Consider the following 16,314-nt stretch of genomic DNA (forward strand, 5'->3'; position numbering starts at 1 on the left):
GAATTTGAAATTAGGGAGTTAGGAAGCGGAAAATGTGGAGTCTTGTTTCCTAATTTCTTGCTCCTCATTCCCTCTTCCTATTTGCTGGTTATGCTGGCAGTTTGATGGAACATTGACTGCCTATTTGTTCAATTAAAATTTCTTCAATGCGGAGGGCGCGCTTAATTTTGACATTTTGAAGATACTGGATCGGGTCGTCTAGATTAAACACAGTGCCGTCAAATAGCTCGATCGTCCGGCGATCTCTGGCGATATCCGGCAAACCCAATTCGCGCACTGCTTGACCGAAAACATCGGGCCGCAAAACTCGATCGACCACTTCCACCCAGTTTTTCGGGAACGGGATCAGCCCCCAGCGAGCCATCTGCGCCATCACCCACACCATTTCTAGGCGGTCTGGACAATTGGTTTTGTCAACGTAGAACTGGTTGAAGTTGTAGAGCATTTCTGGTTCTGCCTCCGTACCGGAGTTGTACGGATCGAGGAACCCCGGACGGATATCTTTCGGATCGGCGCCGATGTATTGTTCTTGGCTGATCAATGCTAGGACTTCTTCGCGGTTGCGGCGGTCGTCGCAGTAGTCGCAGGCTTCCAAAAGCGCTTTGACGAGGGCGAGGTGGGTTTGAGGATATTTCTGAGCCCAATCTTCGGTAACACCGAGAACTTTTTCGATGTGTCCGGGCAAAATATCGAGGGAACGGGCCATGACAAAACCCGTACCGCTGTTGACTGCGTGGGAGTTCCAGGGGTCGCCTGAACAGTAGCCGTCAATGTTGCCTGCTTTTAAATTCGCTACCATCTGGGGGGGCGGAATCACGGTCAAGCCCACGTCGAGGTCGGGGTCGATACCGCCGGCGGCCAGCCAGTAGCGGAACAGCAGATTGTGCATGGAGGCGGAGTGTACCATGCCCAAGGTGTGAACTTTATCGGGACTCTTGGCGATCGCGGCTTTGAAATCCTCTAATGTCCGAATGCCTTGTTTGTAAAGGTCTTTGCTGAAAATAATCGAATTGCCGTTGCGAGACAGCGTGAGGGCGCTACAGACGGGCACAGGGACTTCACCGTCGAGCCCCAACAGCATACCGATCGGCATTCCTGCGACCATCTGCGCCGCATCCAGCCGTCCTTCGGCGACTCCTTTGGCGATCGCTTTCCAGCCCGGTTCGCGGCTGAGAGTAACTTCTTCCAAGCCGTGGGCTTTGAAAAATCCTTTTTCTTTAGCTACTACTAAGGGGGCGCAGTCGGTGAGGGGAATAAAGCCGATGTCGAGGTTGATTTTTTCCAGGCCGTTGCGGGCGATGACAGCGGGCTGTTGTTTTGCCCGGCGCTGTTTTACCCGCTTTTGCTGGTTGAGGAAGTAAACCATTTCGTTACGCAGCGCGTAGTAACTCGGATGGTTGACAACTTCCATGCGCTTGCGGGGGCGGGGAATGTTCACTTCGAGGATTTGCCCGATTTGCGCTTCCGGGCCGTTGGTGAGCATTACAATGCGATCGCTCAGCAATAAAGCTTCGTCCACGTCGTGAGTTACCATCACGCTGGTGACTTTGCTTTCTTCGCAAATTTTCATCAACTGGTCTTGCAAACCGCCGCGAGTTAAAGCATCGAGGGCGCCGAAGGGTTCGTCTAGCAACAGCAATTTCGGGCGAATGGCCAGGGCGCGGGCGATCGCAACTCTTTGTTTCATCCCCCCAGAAATTTCGCCCGGGCGTTTGTCAGCGGCGTGTCCGAGTCCGACTAATTTAATGTGGTGTTCGATCACCAACTCGCGATCTTCTTTAGAGTTACCGCTGTAAATTTCCTCTACCGCTAGGGCAATATTTTCGCGCACCGTCAGCCAAGGTAGCAGCGAGTAATTTTGAAACACCACCATTCTATCCGGGCCTGGGTCGCGGACTTCGCGCCCTTCTAAAGTAATCCCGCCCTGACTTGCTTTGTCGAGGCCGGCGATGATATTTAGCAGCGTAGATTTGCCACAGCCAGAGTGCCCAATTAAGGTGATGAATTCTCCCTTTTTAATTTTCAGTTCGATATTTTTAAGAGCGATGTATTGCTCTCCATTTGGCAAGTTAAATACGCGGTCAACGTGGTCTACTTCAACAAATACTGACATGGCAATTTTAGGTTATTTTGTAATTTCTAGATGCTAATTATTAATGGGAAATTGGGCATTGGGCATTAGGCATTGGGCATTGGGCATATATAATTATTCCCGCTTCCTAATAACTAATCACCAATCACCAACTACTAATCACCCATTCCGCATTCCCCATTCCCAAATCCTATTGCTGTTCTTCGGGAACAACTTTGGAAGCGATGAAACCAACGATTCTGTCTAAAATTAAACCGACGATTCCTACATAAAGCACTGCTAGAATCACTGCACTGAGTCGAGAACTGTTGTAAGCGTCCCAGATGAAGAAGCCGATGCCGACGCCACCGACTAACATTTCCGCAGCTACGATCGCCAGCCAAGACAAACCGATACCAATTCTCAAGCCAGTGAAGATGTAAGGAACTGAAGAGGGCAGCAGGATTTTCCAGAAATATTTTTGGTTGGGGAGGCGCAAGACGCGGGCGACGTTTCTGTAGTCTTGGGGTATTTGTTGAACGCCTACTGTGGTATTAATTAAAATCGGCCAAATTGCTGTAATTAAGATTACGAATAGTGCTGACACTTCGTTAGCTTTCACCCCCATGCCTTCAAAGGGATTGAACTGTTGAAATACAGCCAGGGCGATCGGCAGCCAAGCCAGGGGGGGGATAGTTCTGAATACTTGAAACAGCGGGTCTAAAGCATCGAACATTAAGGAGTTTGTGCCGATCAGGATTCCCAAACTGATGCCGAGAACTGCTGCTAGAGTAAAGCCGATCGCCACCCGCTGCAAACTAGCCAAAATTTGCCAGAACAAGCCTTTGTCTGTACCGCCGTTGTCGAAGAAAGGATTGATAATCAAATTCCAGCTTTCTTGGACAGCTTTAATTGGCCCCGGTAAGCTGGATGAGGGATCGTGGCAGAGGATTTGCCAGATTATGAGCAGAACTGTGATTGCTACCAGCGGGCGGATGATTTTTCGGCGGTTTTTTTGAACGTGATCCAGAACGAAATTTACTGGATTTTTGCTTTTAGTAACAGCGAGATTTGTTGCCATTTTTGTTTTTGCAGTATTGTGAATAATCGATTATTTGTAGATACTTTGAAGTGTTCACCGTGTCTGGGGTGGGTTGAGTTAGGAAACCCAACTCCACTCAATTTAAAAATTGGTCAACTATCAACAGTGAACAGTCAACAGTCAACTGTTCACTAATTATGCTTTTTTGATTGCCAGACCCTTCAGATATTCTTCTGGTTTTTCTGGGTCAAACTTCACACCGTCAAAGAAGGTTTCGACACCGCGAGAAGTCGTAGCAGGAATTTGGGCTGCAGGGACGCCAAGTGCTGTCGCTGCTGCTTTCCAAATATCTTCGCGGTTAACTTTATCAACGGTTGCTTTGATGTCGGTAGTTGCCGGGATATAACCCCAGCGAATATTTTCAGCTAAGAACCAAGCATCGTGACTCTTGTAGGGATAGGAAGCATTGTCAGCCCAGAATTTCATAGCTACTGGGCTGGCGGCTTCAATGCGGCCGGTACCGTAGTCAATTTGAGCTTTAGAGCGACCGATAATATCTGCTACTGGAACTTTTAACCACTTATCTTGAGAGATGATTTGGCACATCTCATCGCGATTTTCTAGCTTTCCGCACCACTGCTGGGCTTCCAGTACGGCCATGGTAAGTGCTTTTGCAGCTTTGGGGTTTTTGTCAACCCAATCTTTTCTTAAACCTAAAGCTTTTTCAGGATGATCTTTCCACATTTCTCCAGTTATCAAGGCGGTGTATCCTACCTTTTGAGCAACTAGCTGGGCATTCCAAGGTTCGCCTACGCAAAAGGCTTCCATGCTGCCAGATTTCATGTTCGCTACCATTTGGGGCGGCGGTATGGGAATCACGGAAACATCTGTATCTGGATTAATACCGCCGGCTGCTAGCCAGTAGCGCAGCCACAAGTCGTGGGTGCCGCCGGGAAAAGTCATAGCAACAGGAAGGTTTTGGTTGCCAAAAGCTGCTTTCAGGGGTGCGCTGTCTGTACCTACTTTTAAATCTAGGTATTTTTTGCTGAGCGAAATTGCCTGACCGTTAGTATTTAACCGGGCGAGAATGTACATCGGCACTGGCTGATTGCCTTTGGTAATAGTGCCTAATGTCATTTGGTAAGGCATCGGGGATAAAATGTGGGCCCCGTCAATGCCGCCTTTGTCGGAACCGAGTTCTAAGTTGTCGCGAGTAACTGGCCAAGATGCTTGTTTGGTAACTTGTACGTCTTTCATGCCGTACTTGGCAAATAACCCTTTTTCTTGGGCGATGATTAAGGGTGCTGCGTCGGTGAGGGCGATGAATCCGAGTTTGGCTGCGGTAACTTCTGGGGCGTCGGCAGGGTTGATGTTGACTGCTGGTGCGGCGCTGGGTGATGCGCCGCTGGGAGTTGCGCTAGATGTGGTGGAAGTGGAAGCGGAACTGCAACCGTGGGCGAGAAGGGTGCCGGCTGCTGTTGCTCCAGCGGTGATGATGAATTTTCTTCTGGAAAGGTTGCTCATTTGTCTTGAATTGTTGTTGTACTTTGAGATCGTGGAAATGTGAGATGTGAGATGTGAGATTGATTCGGGATCTTCGCATCCCATCTCACATTGTGAGATTAGGCGTCGATCGACACTCTGCCGATCGCCCGCGCGCTGCAAGCTAAAATGAACCCTGGTTCTAAGTCTCGGGCCGCGTCGGGTTGGCTGTCGTAGACTGTTTGGCCTTCTAGGAGTTGCTGCTTGCAAGTGCCGCAGGTTCCCGACCGGCAACTGCTGTCAAGTTCGACTCCGGCCCGTTCGGCAACATCGAGAATGAACTCATCTTCGCTGCAAGGAACTTCTTTGCCCGATCGAGCGAAAATGACAGTAGATGTCTGAGGTTTTGCTGCGGGGACTGCCGCTTCGTCCCTGTCAACCGTCAGTTGCAGTTGCCGGTTCAGCACAGCTACATCCCCTGTAATCTCTTTGGGAACTGCCCCAAACTGCTCGACTAACAATTGATGCAGCACTGGTTTAAGGTCTTCGCAAGGGATGCTTTTTTGGACGCAAGTACCCAAATGAGCGTCTTTTCCGACTGTGCCTCCCATGTAAATGTCTACACCTTCGAGGGTTTTGCCGTTCTTGCGAACTTTTGTTCCCATCAAACCGATGTCTGCTACTTGGGGTTGACCGCAGGAATTGGGGCAACCCGTCCAGTGAATTCTCACAGGTTTTGGAACTGACAGTTCGGCTTCGAGTTCCTCAATCATTGCCACGGATCGGCTTTTGGTTTCGATGAGGGCAAAGTTGCAAAACTTGGCACCGGTGCAGGAAACCAAGGCTCGCGTCAGCGGTGCGGGATCGATCGAAAAACGCTGCAACAGCGGTTCTTTGACCAGCGATTCAATCCGCGAGTCGGGAACGTTAGGAATAATCACGTTTTCTTCAACGGTGAGCCTGAGTTCGCCGCTGCCGTAAACCTCGGCGATTCTGGCCAAATCGAACAAATCCGATGCCTGCAGCCGTCCGACGGGAACGTGCAACCCTACATAGTTGAGCCCTGATTGTTTTTGGGGGTAGATGCCGATGTGGTCGCGTTTGTCCCAGAGGATTTCATCTTTGAGGGCGGCGGCGGGCAAAGTGCGACCTAATTCTTGTTCGACTTCGGATCGGAATTGTTCGATTCCCAGTTCGTCAATCAGCCACATCAGCCGCGATTTTTGGCGGTTTGCTCTCGGCCCTCGATCGCGAAACACAGTTAAAATTGCTTTGCACAAATCTACAACGTCGCTGGGACTTGCCCATGCGTTGAGAGGAATTGCAGCTTCGCAGCGTTTGGCGGAGAAGAAACCGCCGACTAAAACGTTAAAGCCGATGTTGCCGTCTTTGTAAGCGGGTACGAAGGCGATGTCGTTGATTTCTGCGTGGACTGAGTTGTCGCGGCAGCCTGCGATCGCAATATTAAACTTTCTCGGCAAATTTGAAAACGCGGGGTTGCCTTCGCCGCTGTTCGTAATCATGTCTTGGACTTGGTTCACCAGTTCCCGCGTATCTATCAGTTCGTCGGCGTCCAGGCCCGCGACTGGGGAACCCGTGATGTTGCGTACGTTGTCCATGCCAGACTGGATGCTGGTCATGCCCGCTTCTTTGAGGCGGCGGAAGATGTCGGGTACGTCTTCAATGCGAATTCCGCGCAATTGCAGGTTTTGTCGGGTGGTGATGTCGGCGCTGCCGTCGTCGCCGTAGCGTTGGACGATTTCTGCTAGCGTTCTGGTTTGATTGCTAGTAATTATGCCGTTGGGCAAGCGCAGCCGCATCATGAATTTGCCGGGAGTTACTGGCCGAAAGAAGATGCCGAGCCATTTGAGGCGGTGCTCGCGATCGGTTTCGTCCATTGCTTCCCAGCCGATTGTGGCGAAGTGGTCGAGTTCGGCTTTTAATGCTAAGCCATCTTTTTCGGCTTTGAGTTTTTCAAACTTGTTCAGGCTCGCTTGGGCTTTGGGCTCTACTGTTTGGGTCATCGGTTTACCCTCGCTGCTGGCTTGTGTGGGGAGGTATTGACTTGGAGCATAAAGTGTGTGTTTCCTGCTAACCTTAGTGACTGTATGGATTTAAAACTGTATATTTAGTTACTAGATGGAATTTCTTTTAAGCATGGTTGGTCTTCTGTAAACTTGAGCTTGACTGGGCGCTGGCTCGAACGTCGCCAAACTATTTACGGTTATAGTTGCTACCGATGATTCGGTCGATCGCTGCGTTTCGATGCACCTTTGTTATGAGCTAATGTAAAGCCCACGATTGTAAATATTCGTAGCTATTTTTACAAAATATTGAGTTTTATGAATATTTCGCATAATGCCGATGCGTTTTATACATGGGAAATGGGTAAAGACACCCCAAAAACCGAAAAATCTCTCTAAATCTTTAGATTTACGAAGGAAGAGGGGGAAATTGGAATATCTAAGATTAATGTTGTGAGTGCGATCGCAGACTTAAAACAAGATGATCACAACATTAGAGCGGTCGCTGTCACACAGTTGGCCTCAAAACATCACATTATGTGCTATGCCAGCGTCACTATTAATTTTCGGAGAACGAGAGATGATATAAGCATCGAATTCAGAGAATGTCTCATGCTTTTAGTTCAACTTATTCCCGGCGCTATTTGCGAAATGCTTGCCTCTGTTAGCGATACGGGTTGTTTGACTTTAGCCGATCGCTACGGCTTGATGGCCGCTGTTTTAGACGACTCTCTCGACGAGGAATACAGACATTCGATCAACCGCCTGCTGCGTTCTGTGATCAAGGGAAGAGTCAAGATAGTCAACGAACTGTCGGCGATATATTAACAGCATTTAAAAATTGGATTGATTTATGCAGCGCTTCAAGTGCAGAAACCACCGCCAGAGTTAGAAGGCACCCACGATGCCTGCAGCGGATGTAGGGCCGGAAGTTTATTGGCTGTTGTAAAAACGTGCGATCGCTCTTGCCGTATGATTTTTTTTGATTATCCAATTCTCGCTTTGGGCGGCACTTACAGAAAAAGTGCTGATTCACAGTTTTGACCCTCAATTGAGAGCCTGTTGGGTGGAACGCTGATGGTAAAATTAGTAAAACTGCTGTGCGCGATCGGCATTTGAAGAGTTTGAGGAATGAAGTCATCCCAAGCAACGTAATTATAATTATTAGACATCTCTCGAAAAGCCTGTCTTGAACAGGCAGGATGCCTGTTCCACAATAATTATTGGAGAGGTCTATTGAACAGCGCTGGAGATGACAGACAAGTTATGAAAATTATTAATCAAAAAATCGCAATATTAACAACAGAATTAGGCATCGGTATTTACAACATTATGCCCCTTTTTGTCAAAATTCATTGGTAATTGATAAAAAATCAATTAAGTCGAGCGGCCAGAAAAACAATAATATCTTTTAGGGGCCCATCAAGTCTGGACATTGACTTGCAGACAGTTTATGACTGGACTCAACCGCCTAAACCCGGTAGTCAGCGTATTTTCACCTATACAAGACTTATGCAGCCATACTTTATACTGTGCCTGCATAAATCTTGTATTTAGTTACTGCCATTGGTTAGTTTTTTAACCAATATAGTTGATATAATGCGATCGCCCGACCAAATTTTTAGCAATATTTTAATATTTTTCGCCGAAATATATGATTGACTGAAAATTAAAAATAGTCGAGCGAGCAGACTTGACAATTTAAGAATGATTCCCAGGGAGCATTTTATGAAATCCATTGCTAAAAACACCATCCGCTGTACTTACTCAGTGGCTATTTTCTGTGTCCTTTTCGCAATACAGCAACCAAAAGCTACAGCAGCAACGCTATCTAACGGCTGGAATTATGCGATCGATTCCTTCAACGACGGCGTGACAGGACCCCAAATCGGCGGCGGGGAATTTGAATTTTACGGCATCGCCATTAAAGAAACATCAGATACAGCTTTCATCGCCATCAATTCTAATCTAAGTTTAGCAGGATATGCCGACCCACTAGCTCAAAGAGGCAACATCAACTACGGCGATTTATTCTTCAATTTTTCCGGTCAAAACTTCAATACAGCTAACGCAAACGGCAGCTTGTTTGGTATCCGCTTTGCCGAAGGCAATGACTCCGGCGTGGCGACAACAGGCGTTTACACAAATGTTACAGCGAACAACGTCACCCAAACTAACTCTGGCTTTAGCAATTTAAATCAATTCAATACGGTAGTGGAATCTCAAGGCGGAACCCCATCAATGGGCGATTTAGCTGCCACAGATCCCTATTTTGAACAAACAGGGAACTCGACTATTCTCAACTCAATAGTTACGGGTACAAAAGTAGGAGAAATCAATTTTTTAACGCCAGCAACTTTGAGCGTCCTCGGTCTTGATTTCGGTCAGTTTAATGTCGTGGGTTCTCAAACAATTGGATTCAGTTTCAATAAATCCTCAATGCCTTCGGGGAACTATATTGCTAACTTTTTTGCCGAGTGCGCTAACGATGCGATCGCTATTCAAGGATCGTTTGAGGCTGTACCCGAACCTTCTACTTGGTTTGGTACTTTACTAGGATTGAGCTTTTTAGGTATTGGCGCTGCAAAACGCAAAAGTAAGCGCAAGATTTCCTAAGTTAGGTAGGGTGTGCATTCAGTACCTTACGAATAGCTGTTATGCACACCTTACTAATAGCCGTAGTGCCTCACAAATTGCCAACAGTAGAGTAGATTATGGATAGATAAAATGCGCCCAAACATTTCCATCTGGCCCAGCAACTTGATTGACGTAACTGTAGGGATACATCAACTTTCTTCCCTCAGTATCGCTGTAACCAGTGAGTGCATTTCCCCAAGGATCTTGCACGATATAACCCTGAGAATTGTAGCCAATTACAGTAAGAATGTGACCGGCAGCAGTAAAATCTCCGGCTAAAACTACTGGCCGCCGATTTAGCAATTCCGATCGCACCTCTGCCCACGTGCGGGTCGTACTAAAACTCGTCTTAAACCCGTAGGCTTGAATCAGCGCCGAAAGCACGCTGTGATCCGTTTGAGAACCCTGGCCGGCATAATCGAAACACCACTGCAACAACTCATCCTCCAACTGTCCGCCCCACTGAGAACGAATGCCGTAATAATAAAGCACCATTGCGATCGAAGTTACGTTGCAAGTAGACCAGTCAAAACGCGGATTGTCCCGCTGCGAAAAATACGGCACGTTCAATTCCACATTGTTCGGAACCGGATCGAAAATTTTATCTCCCCGCTTGAACTGAACAAAACTAGGAAAAACATAACCTGTATTGCCAAAATTAGGCAGTTCTTCAGTCAGGGAAACTTTCAAGTGAGATCCTTCCGCACCGTAGCTGTTCACGCCGTAAACTCGACCTAAAGGCAGCGTAGTTTTCTCGCTACTGCTCAGGCTAGCAGAATCTACCGGCCGTTTTTTAAACACAGTTGCTTGCAGGATTGTCATCGTCAAAGCATCGGGGTCAAAGGGAACTTCTTTGCCGTCTTTTTTAATTTTAACGTCCTGCCAGTAAATAAATCCGATATTGCCGAAACCGGGAATTGGTTGGGCGAGAGTTACTCGGAAATGCCCCAAAATGCAGGCATAACCAGTGATGGCATAGGTAGTGCCTAAAAGTAGGTCAGCAACTTGATTGGCAGGCAGTTTAGATGAATCTTCGGGCTTAGCTTTAATCTGAGTTGTTTGAGTTACCAACAGTTGAGCGCTGACGTTGCTATTGGGTACGTCAGCCAGGTTAAATTTTAGGATTTGAGTACCTTTGGCCAACTGAACGTCGGGTTCATAAAAATAGCCAAAAGTGCCGATCGGCCAAATTGCTGAATCCAGAACCACCTTGAGATGCCCGTCAATAAATCCGTATTTGCTAACTGCCAACGTCTGGCCTGCTTTGACAAAAACTTTTTGCTGATTGTTGAGCCGGGAAGAATCAAGGGGAGCTACCTTAAACAAAGTGTCAGAAACTATCTTTAAGGTCAAACCTTGTCCGACAGTTAGCGGATCGGTAGTTACGGTAATGTAAATTATTTGGCTGCCAGTAACGTTGCCTTTGCTGTCAGTTGCCCGCAACCTCAGCCACCGAGCTCCCGCTACGCTAAATCCTTTAGACAAATTAACTTGCCAAGTGCTGGTCTCTAGGTTTAGAGTGACGGTTAGGGGAAATGTATCCTCAGCTATCACGTCAATTTTTGCTGCTTGTTGCCGATCAAAAGTACCCCGAAGGACGATCGGCTGATTTACTAAAACTTCTGACGGCCCTTGATAAGTTAAATTCACAGCGGGATTAAAAGATTTGCCACCGCGGCTGAATTGCACAAAATCGGGATAAATGAAACCCGTATTGCCAAATTGCGGCAAATTCTCGGTCAGCGAGACTTTAATGTGGCTTTGTTCGATCGAGAATCCGGCAATTCCGTAAATCATTCCCGCCGGCAAGGTAGTTTTTTCTTGGGGTGGCAGGCTAGCGGCATTTATCGGCCGCTTTTTAAACACAGTCGTTTTGATGATTGTCATCGTAACTGCATTTCTATCATACTCAATTCCCCTGCCGTCTCGCAAAATTTGGACGTGCTGCCAGTACAGAAATCCCGAAGTTCCTAGGTTAGGAACTGCCCGAGCAAAAGCGACTCGGAAATGGTTTTCCACGCAAGCGTAGCCAAGAAGATTGAAAGTTTCTCCCAGGTTAAATTGTAACTTCTGAGTCGAGCCTAAAGTTCCAGAATCTACGGGTGTGAACTTTAACCAGGTCTTTTTGATCACCCACAGTAACTGCATTCCAGGCGGCGGGACCGGCAACTCAGCGCGATCGAATATGAGAATTTTTGCGCCTTTGGTGATGAGTACGTGTTTTTCGTAGAAAAAGCCGGACTTTCCTACCGGATTAATTGGATTATTTAGTTGAACATTCAGATGTCCGTCTTCTAACTCGTAGTCAGTAATTTGATAAATTTTCCCTGCTGGTATGTCCGCTTTTTGCAGCTCGTTGAGATTGCTCGCGGGCAGTGTTCCGGCTTTAAATTTGGTATCTGTGAGAGTAATTAACGTGAAAAATTGAGCGGGTGACTGAGAAGCAGGATTAACTTTGATGTTAATTGTTTGTTGGCCGATAACTTTGCCGGTCTTATCAGTTGCCCTCACCTGCACAGTGCGAGTTCCGGCGCTATCGAATCCTTTTTCTAAACTGATGTTCCAAATGCCTCTAGAGAGATTTATCCCCACATTCAGGGCATTTGAGCCTTCTGCTGCTGAAATCGCTGCAACTAGATTTTTGTCAAAAGTGCCAACTAAGACAGCGGCTCTATTGACCTCAATTTCTCGCGGGCCTAAGTAACTTAAAATAATGTTGCTGCTTGTCATTATATATCCCCCTACCTACTTCATTATTCAGCTAAAGCAAGGATAACTTCTGATTTTATTAAACACAATGACCTGAACTAGGACAAAATCGCCCCTAGATTCACCCTACGGGGGGTTCATGGCTTTTCCAGCATAAGTTTTTAATTATTGGCGGGAGTAGCACCACAAATCTCACTTTAGGCGTAGAATAAGCACCTTAACCGAATATATGCCTGGTTGAGAGGATTTGTGGTGCAAGTTTTGAGGAAAGGAATTTAGTTCGAGTAAGTTGCTTCCCCCTGTACCCTTGACCCCTCACTTCCTGAGTCAGAACTTACGAAAAAAACCCGGTTCCTAGGAGAATATTGCTTATAGCAACGAGCCATCTAGGAAGAAACCGGGTTTTTAGCCGTTTGGTGCGTGCAGGAGTGTTAGTGCGATCGGCTAAATTTCGACTAAACTGCGACTAAACTATGGTGACCAGAATATCTTGGGCGTGAGAGTCAACTTTCAGATTTTCTCCTTCATAAACCTGAATAATTTTGCCGGTACCGTCGATGACAAAAGTAACGCGCTTGGCATAATCACCTTTCTCGACATCGTAAGCTTTGGTAATGGTGCCATCAACATCTGCTAATAGCTGGAAAGGCAAACCGTATTTCTCTGTGAACTTTTTGTGCGATTCCTCGTTGTCTCGGCTGACACCGAGAACTACTATATCTTTTCCCTTGTATTCTTCATGGGCTGCTTTGAAGCTTTGGGCTTGTCTGGTGCAGCCTGGGGTGTCATCTTTGGGGTAGAAATACAAGATTACGGTTTTACCGGCAAATTGGGACAGGGAGACGGTGTTGCCGTTGGTGTCTTTGGCGGTAAATTGAGGAGCGGCACAGCCAATTGGTAATGTCATACTTTGATTTCTCTTGTTTGGTTTTTATTGCAGTTCCTCAATTTATTTTACTTGGTTCTGTGCCTTTTCAAGAGACAATTGCTAAAAATCGCGTGAAGCGAAGCTATCCCGCTCTTAATCGCCCCCAACTCCATGACGTTAAGCTTTAGTGCATTTAATTTGCACCTAAGACGCGGGGTAAGAGTGCCTATTACACGCATAGTTTCAATACTGAGCTCTTGCACCACTGTCAATAATCCTTTTTTGAACAGGACAAGATGGCTGTTCCACAAAGAGTAGATTTTCTTGTGGAACAGCCATCTTGTCCTGTTCAGGGAAAATAGTGCAAGATGTGAGAATAGACATCTGCTAAAAAGCAGATGTCTAATTGAATGTTCGCGGATTCTACACACCAACCGGTTGAGCAGCAGCCATCATAGATGGATCGATCGCAATTCCCAAACCTTCTGCGACTTGGCGGCCGTAATTCGGATCGGCGCGGAAAAAATGGCAGAGTTGGCGCATCTGAATCTCCGGTTTTGCTGCACTCAAACTTTCCACAATGTTAGCGACAAGCCGCTGCTGGGCGTCGGGTTTCATCAAGCGATAGAGGTCTCCTGCTTGGGTGTAATCGTCATTTCCCTTACGGTGATCGTAGCGATCGACTTTGACATTTCCTAAGTCCCAAGCTGGGTCAGCATAGACCGAGTTTTGCTTCGGGGCATCCTCGTGGCTGTTGGGTTCGTAGTTGGGCCCGCTACCACCGTTGTTACCCGGTGCCATTGCGCCATCTCGTTGATAGTGCATCACGGGACACTTTGGTTGATTGACGGGCAATTGCTGATAGTTTGCACCGAGACGGTAGCGTTGAGCATCTGCATAAGACATGATGCGAGATTGCAGCACCTTGTCTGGAGAGAAGCTAATACCTGGAACGACATTTGAAGGAGAAAAGGCCGCCTGTTCTACCTCAGCAAAAAAGTTTTGTGGATTGCGATTGAGTTCAAGAATTCCCACGTCAATTAACGGAAACTCTGAGTGCTTCCAGACTTTTGTCAAGTCAAAGGGGCTTTCGCGATACTCTGCGGCTTGGGCCTCGGTCATTACTTGAATGCAAAACCGCCACTTGGGATAGTTACCTTGGTCGATCGCCTCAAACAAGTCGCGAGTCGCATGATCGGGGTCTTTGCCTTTGATCTGCGTCGCTTCTTCGGCGGTGAAATTATCAATACCTTGCATGGTTTTGAAGTGGAATTTGCACCAAACCCGTTCTCCTTGAGCATTAATTAGGCTGAAGGTATGGCTGCCAAAACCGTCCATGTGGCGGTGGCTTTTCGGCGTACCGCGATCGGAAAACAGAATTGTCACCTGATGCAAAGCTTCTGGACTCAGCGACCAGAAATCCCATTTCGCGTCAGGATCTTTGAGATGCGTTTGGGGATGGCGCTTTTGGGTGTGGATAAAATCAGGGAATTTGAGCGGATCGCGGATGAAGAAAATAGGCGTGTTGTTGCCTACTAAATCCCAGTTGCCTTCTTCGGTGTAGAACTTAATCGAAAAACCTCTGGGGTCGCGTTCGGCATCCGCTGAACCTTGTTCGCCGCCTACGGTAGAGAAGCGGAGGAGAACCTGAGTTTCTTTGCCAATTTCTGAGAATAGCTGAGCTTTGGTGTAGCGACTAATGTCATGGGTTACGGTGAACGTGCCAAATGCAGCGGCTCCTTTTGCATGGACAACGCGCTCAGGAATGCGTTCCCGGTTGAAGTGAGCCAGTTTTTCCATCAGGTGAAAATCCTGCATGAGGATAGGCCCGCGTTCACCTGCTGTCAAGGAATTCTGGTTATCTGCAACCGGAATTCCGCTAGCGGTTGTCAATGTTTTGTCTTCTGTCATAGTAGGTAAATTGATTGCTGCATCCTAAGTATTCTATACCTTTCTGGGGTTATGGTGTTTCGGCGGCGGTAATTCTCAGATGCGCGATCGGGTGTTATATTATTGGTGTGTTTTCAAAATTTGCTGAATCTATTAAAACTAATTTACCAATAAAATATGATTGATTTCTACACTGTGATTCTCAGAAGAAGTGCTGATTATTGGGTTTCTCTGTGTTTGGAAAATGGATTGGTGGGACAAGGAAATACTCCCGAACAATCTATTGATAAACTCAAACAAGCTATTGAATCATTTTCCGAAGTCTATGAATCAGACTCTGATGTTTATCTCAGCCCTCTTTCTATTAATGAGTTACACGAATTTCTGACTTTAGAAGATGCGGAAGCTTCAGATACTTATGAATTAAGGAAAGTTTATGCCTAAAAACCTTCCATCTTTTAAACCTAAAGCATTAATTAAGATTTTAGAACAAAACGGATGTCTGTTTTACCGAGAGGGGAAAGGGGATCATAGTTTGTATATGCGTGAAATTGAAGGCAAAAAAAGGATTGTTCCGATTGATATGGGTGCTGGGGAAATGTCACCAGCTTATGTGTTGCGGATTTTTAGGCAATTTGGGTTTACAGATCCAGAAATTGAGGGGATGATTAGTTAAGTCCGCATTAATATGCTCCCTGGTTGGCTATTTCAACAGTTGGAGTAGTCATCTTTTCCACTCAGAAAAGCGATCGCCTAAAATGGCTTTTACAGCCAAACTCGTCTAACCTGTCCTAAAATAGAAGAGACATCCTATATTAATTCCCTACCATGTCGATCGCCGTCATTAAAGAACATATCGAAATCACCCCAGGAATCTGTGGGGGAAAACCCCATATCGCCGGACATCGCATCCGAGTTCAGGATATAGTTGTTTGGCACGAACAAATGGGAATGTCACCAGACGAAATTCTGTATCACTATCCGAGTATTACTTTATCTGACATCTATGCAGCTTTAGCCTATTATCACGATCGTCGAGATGAAATTCGCTCGGCAATCGAAGCAGATGCAGAATTTGCCAGCCAATTGAAAGCTCAAACCCCATCGCTATTGCAACAAAAATTAAAAAATCGTCAACATGGCTAAGATAAAATTTCATCTAGACGAAAATATAACTCTTGCCATAGGAAATGGATTGCGAAGACGTGGAATTGATTTCACTACAACTCCAGAAGAAGGAATGATCGGGCAATCCGACGAACAACAATTAGCATTTTCCCTGTCTCAAGAGCGAGTAATTTTTACCCAAGATACGGATTTTTTAAGACTGCATCATGCAGGTTTGTCTCACGCGGGTATTGTTTACTGTCCGCAAACCAGTAAATCGATAGGGGAAGTTTTGCAAGGATTAGTATTAATTTGAGAGGTAGTGAATGCTGAAGAAATGAACAATCATTTGGAGTATTTGTAAAAATAGGCGATCGCCCAGCGACGATCGGCACTTGCAGCCTGAGTAAGCTGTTGTGCATTTAAAACGCATATTGGTATAATATAACATAATGATATTCAGAAAAAGTAAATGCCTGCTAAA

At 46.5% G+C, this 16,314-nt stretch carries 14 protein-coding genes and 1 pseudogene; 6 read left to right on the plus strand and 9 right to left on the minus strand.

From position 1 onward, the window contains the following. Nucleotides 1-88: 88 nt before the first annotated feature. The 5 genes and pseudogenes from QUA33_RS05035 to QUA33_RS05055 form a co-directional block, all read right to left on the minus strand. Nucleotides 89-2,113 (minus strand): nitrate ABC transporter ATP-binding protein, encoded by a 2,025-nt coding sequence (locus tag QUA33_RS05035; RefSeq protein WP_333146985.1) that lies wholly within the window; start codon nt 2,111-2,113, stop codon nt 89-91. Nucleotides 2,114-2,282: 169 nt separating this feature from the next. Next, entirely contained in the window at nt 2,283-3,152 is an 870-nt protein-coding gene (gene ntrB / locus QUA33_RS05040) for a nitrate ABC transporter permease (protein WP_333146987.1), read from the minus strand. A 156-nt stretch (nt 3,153-3,308) separates the two neighbouring features. Next, entirely contained in the window at nt 3,309-4,637 is a 1,329-nt protein-coding gene (locus tag QUA33_RS05045; protein ID WP_333146989.1) for a CmpA/NrtA family ABC transporter substrate-binding protein, read from the minus strand. 98 nt (nt 4,638-4,735) lie between these two features. Next, nucleotides 4,736-5,062: a 2Fe-2S iron-sulfur cluster binding domain-containing protein gene (locus QUA33_RS05050; protein WP_333147010.1), complete on the minus strand. Its 327-nt coding sequence runs from the start codon at nt 5,060-5,062 to the stop codon at nt 4,736-4,738. Nucleotides 5,063-5,080: 18 nt separating this feature from the next. Beyond that, nucleotides 5,081-6,619 (minus strand): annotated as a pseudogene (locus tag QUA33_RS05055) (ferredoxin--nitrite reductase); the annotation flags it as partial. Between the two features lie 612 nt (nt 6,620-7,231). Here QUA33_RS05055 and QUA33_RS05060 point away from each other — a divergent pair. After that, nucleotides 7,232-7,447, plus strand: coding sequence for a hypothetical protein (locus QUA33_RS05060; protein ID WP_333146991.1), 216 nt, complete (start codon nt 7,232-7,234; stop codon nt 7,445-7,447). A gap of 185 nt (nt 7,448-7,632) precedes the next feature. Here the strand turns inward: QUA33_RS05060 and QUA33_RS05065 are convergent, their stop codons facing one another. After that, on the minus strand, nt 7,633-7,791 hold the full coding sequence (locus tag QUA33_RS05065; protein ID WP_333146992.1) for a hypothetical protein: 159 nt from the start codon (nt 7,789-7,791) through the stop codon (nt 7,633-7,635). A gap of 556 nt (nt 7,792-8,347) precedes the next feature. Here QUA33_RS05065 and QUA33_RS05070 point away from each other — a divergent pair. Continuing rightward, nucleotides 8,348-9,235, plus strand: a complete 888-nt coding sequence (locus QUA33_RS05070) for a PEP-CTERM sorting domain-containing protein (RefSeq protein WP_333146994.1) — start codon at nt 8,348-8,350, stop codon at nt 9,233-9,235. Between the two features lie 96 nt (nt 9,236-9,331). Here the strand turns inward: QUA33_RS05070 and QUA33_RS05075 are convergent, their stop codons facing one another. The 3 genes from QUA33_RS05075 to QUA33_RS05085 form a co-directional block, all read right to left on the minus strand. Next, on the minus strand, nt 9,332-11,986 hold the full coding sequence (locus QUA33_RS05075) for a C39 family peptidase (RefSeq protein WP_333146996.1): 2,655 nt from the start codon (nt 11,984-11,986) through the stop codon (nt 9,332-9,334). A gap of 445 nt (nt 11,987-12,431) precedes the next feature. Beyond that, complete coding sequence (locus QUA33_RS05080) at nt 12,432-12,872, minus strand: peroxiredoxin (RefSeq protein ID WP_333068093.1); 441 nt, start codon at nt 12,870-12,872, stop codon at nt 12,432-12,434. A gap of 384 nt (nt 12,873-13,256) precedes the next feature. After that, complete coding sequence (locus tag QUA33_RS05085) at nt 13,257-14,744, minus strand: catalase (RefSeq protein WP_333146998.1); 1,488 nt, start codon at nt 14,742-14,744, stop codon at nt 13,257-13,259. 156 nt (nt 14,745-14,900) lie between these two features. Here QUA33_RS05085 and QUA33_RS05090 point away from each other — a divergent pair, with 156 nt between their 5' ends. The 4 genes from QUA33_RS05090 (at nt 14,901) to QUA33_RS05105 (ending at nt 16,146) form a co-directional block, all read left to right on the plus strand. Continuing rightward, nucleotides 14,901-15,167 carry a hypothetical protein gene (locus QUA33_RS05090; protein WP_333147000.1) on the plus strand — a complete coding sequence of 89 codons (267 nt, stop codon included), beginning with the start codon at nt 14,901-14,903 and terminating at the stop codon, nt 15,165-15,167. Continuing rightward, the gene (locus QUA33_RS05095; RefSeq protein WP_333147002.1) at nt 15,160-15,399 is read left to right on the plus strand and encodes a type II toxin-antitoxin system HicA family toxin; all 240 of its coding nucleotides are present in this window, start codon (nt 15,160-15,162) and stop codon (nt 15,397-15,399) included. The genes QUA33_RS05090 and QUA33_RS05095 overlap by 8 nt, the downstream gene beginning before the upstream one ends. Before the next feature lie 152 nt (nt 15,400-15,551). Next, nucleotides 15,552-15,869 carry a DUF433 domain-containing protein gene (locus tag QUA33_RS05100; protein ID WP_333147004.1) on the plus strand — a complete coding sequence of 106 codons (318 nt, stop codon included), beginning with the start codon at nt 15,552-15,554 and terminating at the stop codon, nt 15,867-15,869. Further along, nucleotides 15,862-16,146 carry a DUF5615 family PIN-like protein gene (locus QUA33_RS05105; RefSeq protein ID WP_333147006.1) on the plus strand — a complete coding sequence of 95 codons (285 nt, stop codon included), beginning with the start codon at nt 15,862-15,864 and terminating at the stop codon, nt 16,144-16,146. Before QUA33_RS05100 ends, QUA33_RS05105 begins: the two co-directional genes overlap by 8 nt. Nucleotides 16,147-16,314 lie beyond the last annotated feature (168 nt).

The organism is Microcoleus sp. Pol14D4 (assembly GCF_036701245.1).
Taxonomy (GTDB): Bacteria; Cyanobacteriota; Cyanobacteriia; order Cyanobacteriales; family Microcoleaceae; genus Microcoleus.

Coding starts and splice junctions, on each gene's coding strand:
- QUA33_RS05035 (WP_333146985.1), bottom strand. CDS start 2,113: ATGTCAGTATTTGTTGAAGTAGACCACGTTGACCGCGTATTTAACTTG.
- ntrB (WP_333146987.1), bottom strand. CDS start 3,152: ATGGCAACAAATCTCGCTGTTACTAAAAGCAAAAATCCAGTAAATTTC.
- QUA33_RS05045 (WP_333146989.1), bottom strand. CDS start 4,637: ATGAGCAACCTTTCCAGAAGAAAATTCATCATCACCGCTGGAGCAACA.
- QUA33_RS05060 (WP_333146991.1), top strand. CDS start 7,232: ATGCTTTTAGTTCAACTTATTCCCGGCGCTATTTGCGAAATGCTTGCC.
- QUA33_RS05065 (WP_333146992.1), bottom strand. CDS start 7,791: ATGTCTAATAATTATAATTACGTTGCTTGGGATGACTTCATTCCTCAA.
- QUA33_RS05070 (WP_333146994.1), top strand. CDS start 8,348: ATGAAATCCATTGCTAAAAACACCATCCGCTGTACTTACTCAGTGGCT.
- QUA33_RS05075 (WP_333146996.1), bottom strand. CDS start 11,986: ATGACAAGCAGCAACATTATTTTAAGTTACTTAGGCCCGCGAGAAATT.
- QUA33_RS05080 (WP_333068093.1), bottom strand. CDS start 12,872: ATGACATTACCAATTGGCTGTGCCGCTCCTCAATTTACCGCCAAAGAC.
- QUA33_RS05085 (WP_333146998.1), bottom strand. CDS start 14,744: ATGACAGAAGACAAAACATTGACAACCGCTAGCGGAATTCCGGTTGCA.
- QUA33_RS05090 (WP_333147000.1), top strand. CDS start 14,901: ATGATTGATTTCTACACTGTGATTCTCAGAAGAAGTGCTGATTATTGG.
- QUA33_RS05095 (WP_333147002.1), top strand. CDS start 15,160: ATGCCTAAAAACCTTCCATCTTTTAAACCTAAAGCATTAATTAAGATT.
- QUA33_RS05100 (WP_333147004.1), top strand. CDS start 15,552: ATGTCGATCGCCGTCATTAAAGAACATATCGAAATCACCCCAGGAATC.
- QUA33_RS05105 (WP_333147006.1), top strand. CDS start 15,862: ATGGCTAAGATAAAATTTCATCTAGACGAAAATATAACTCTTGCCATA.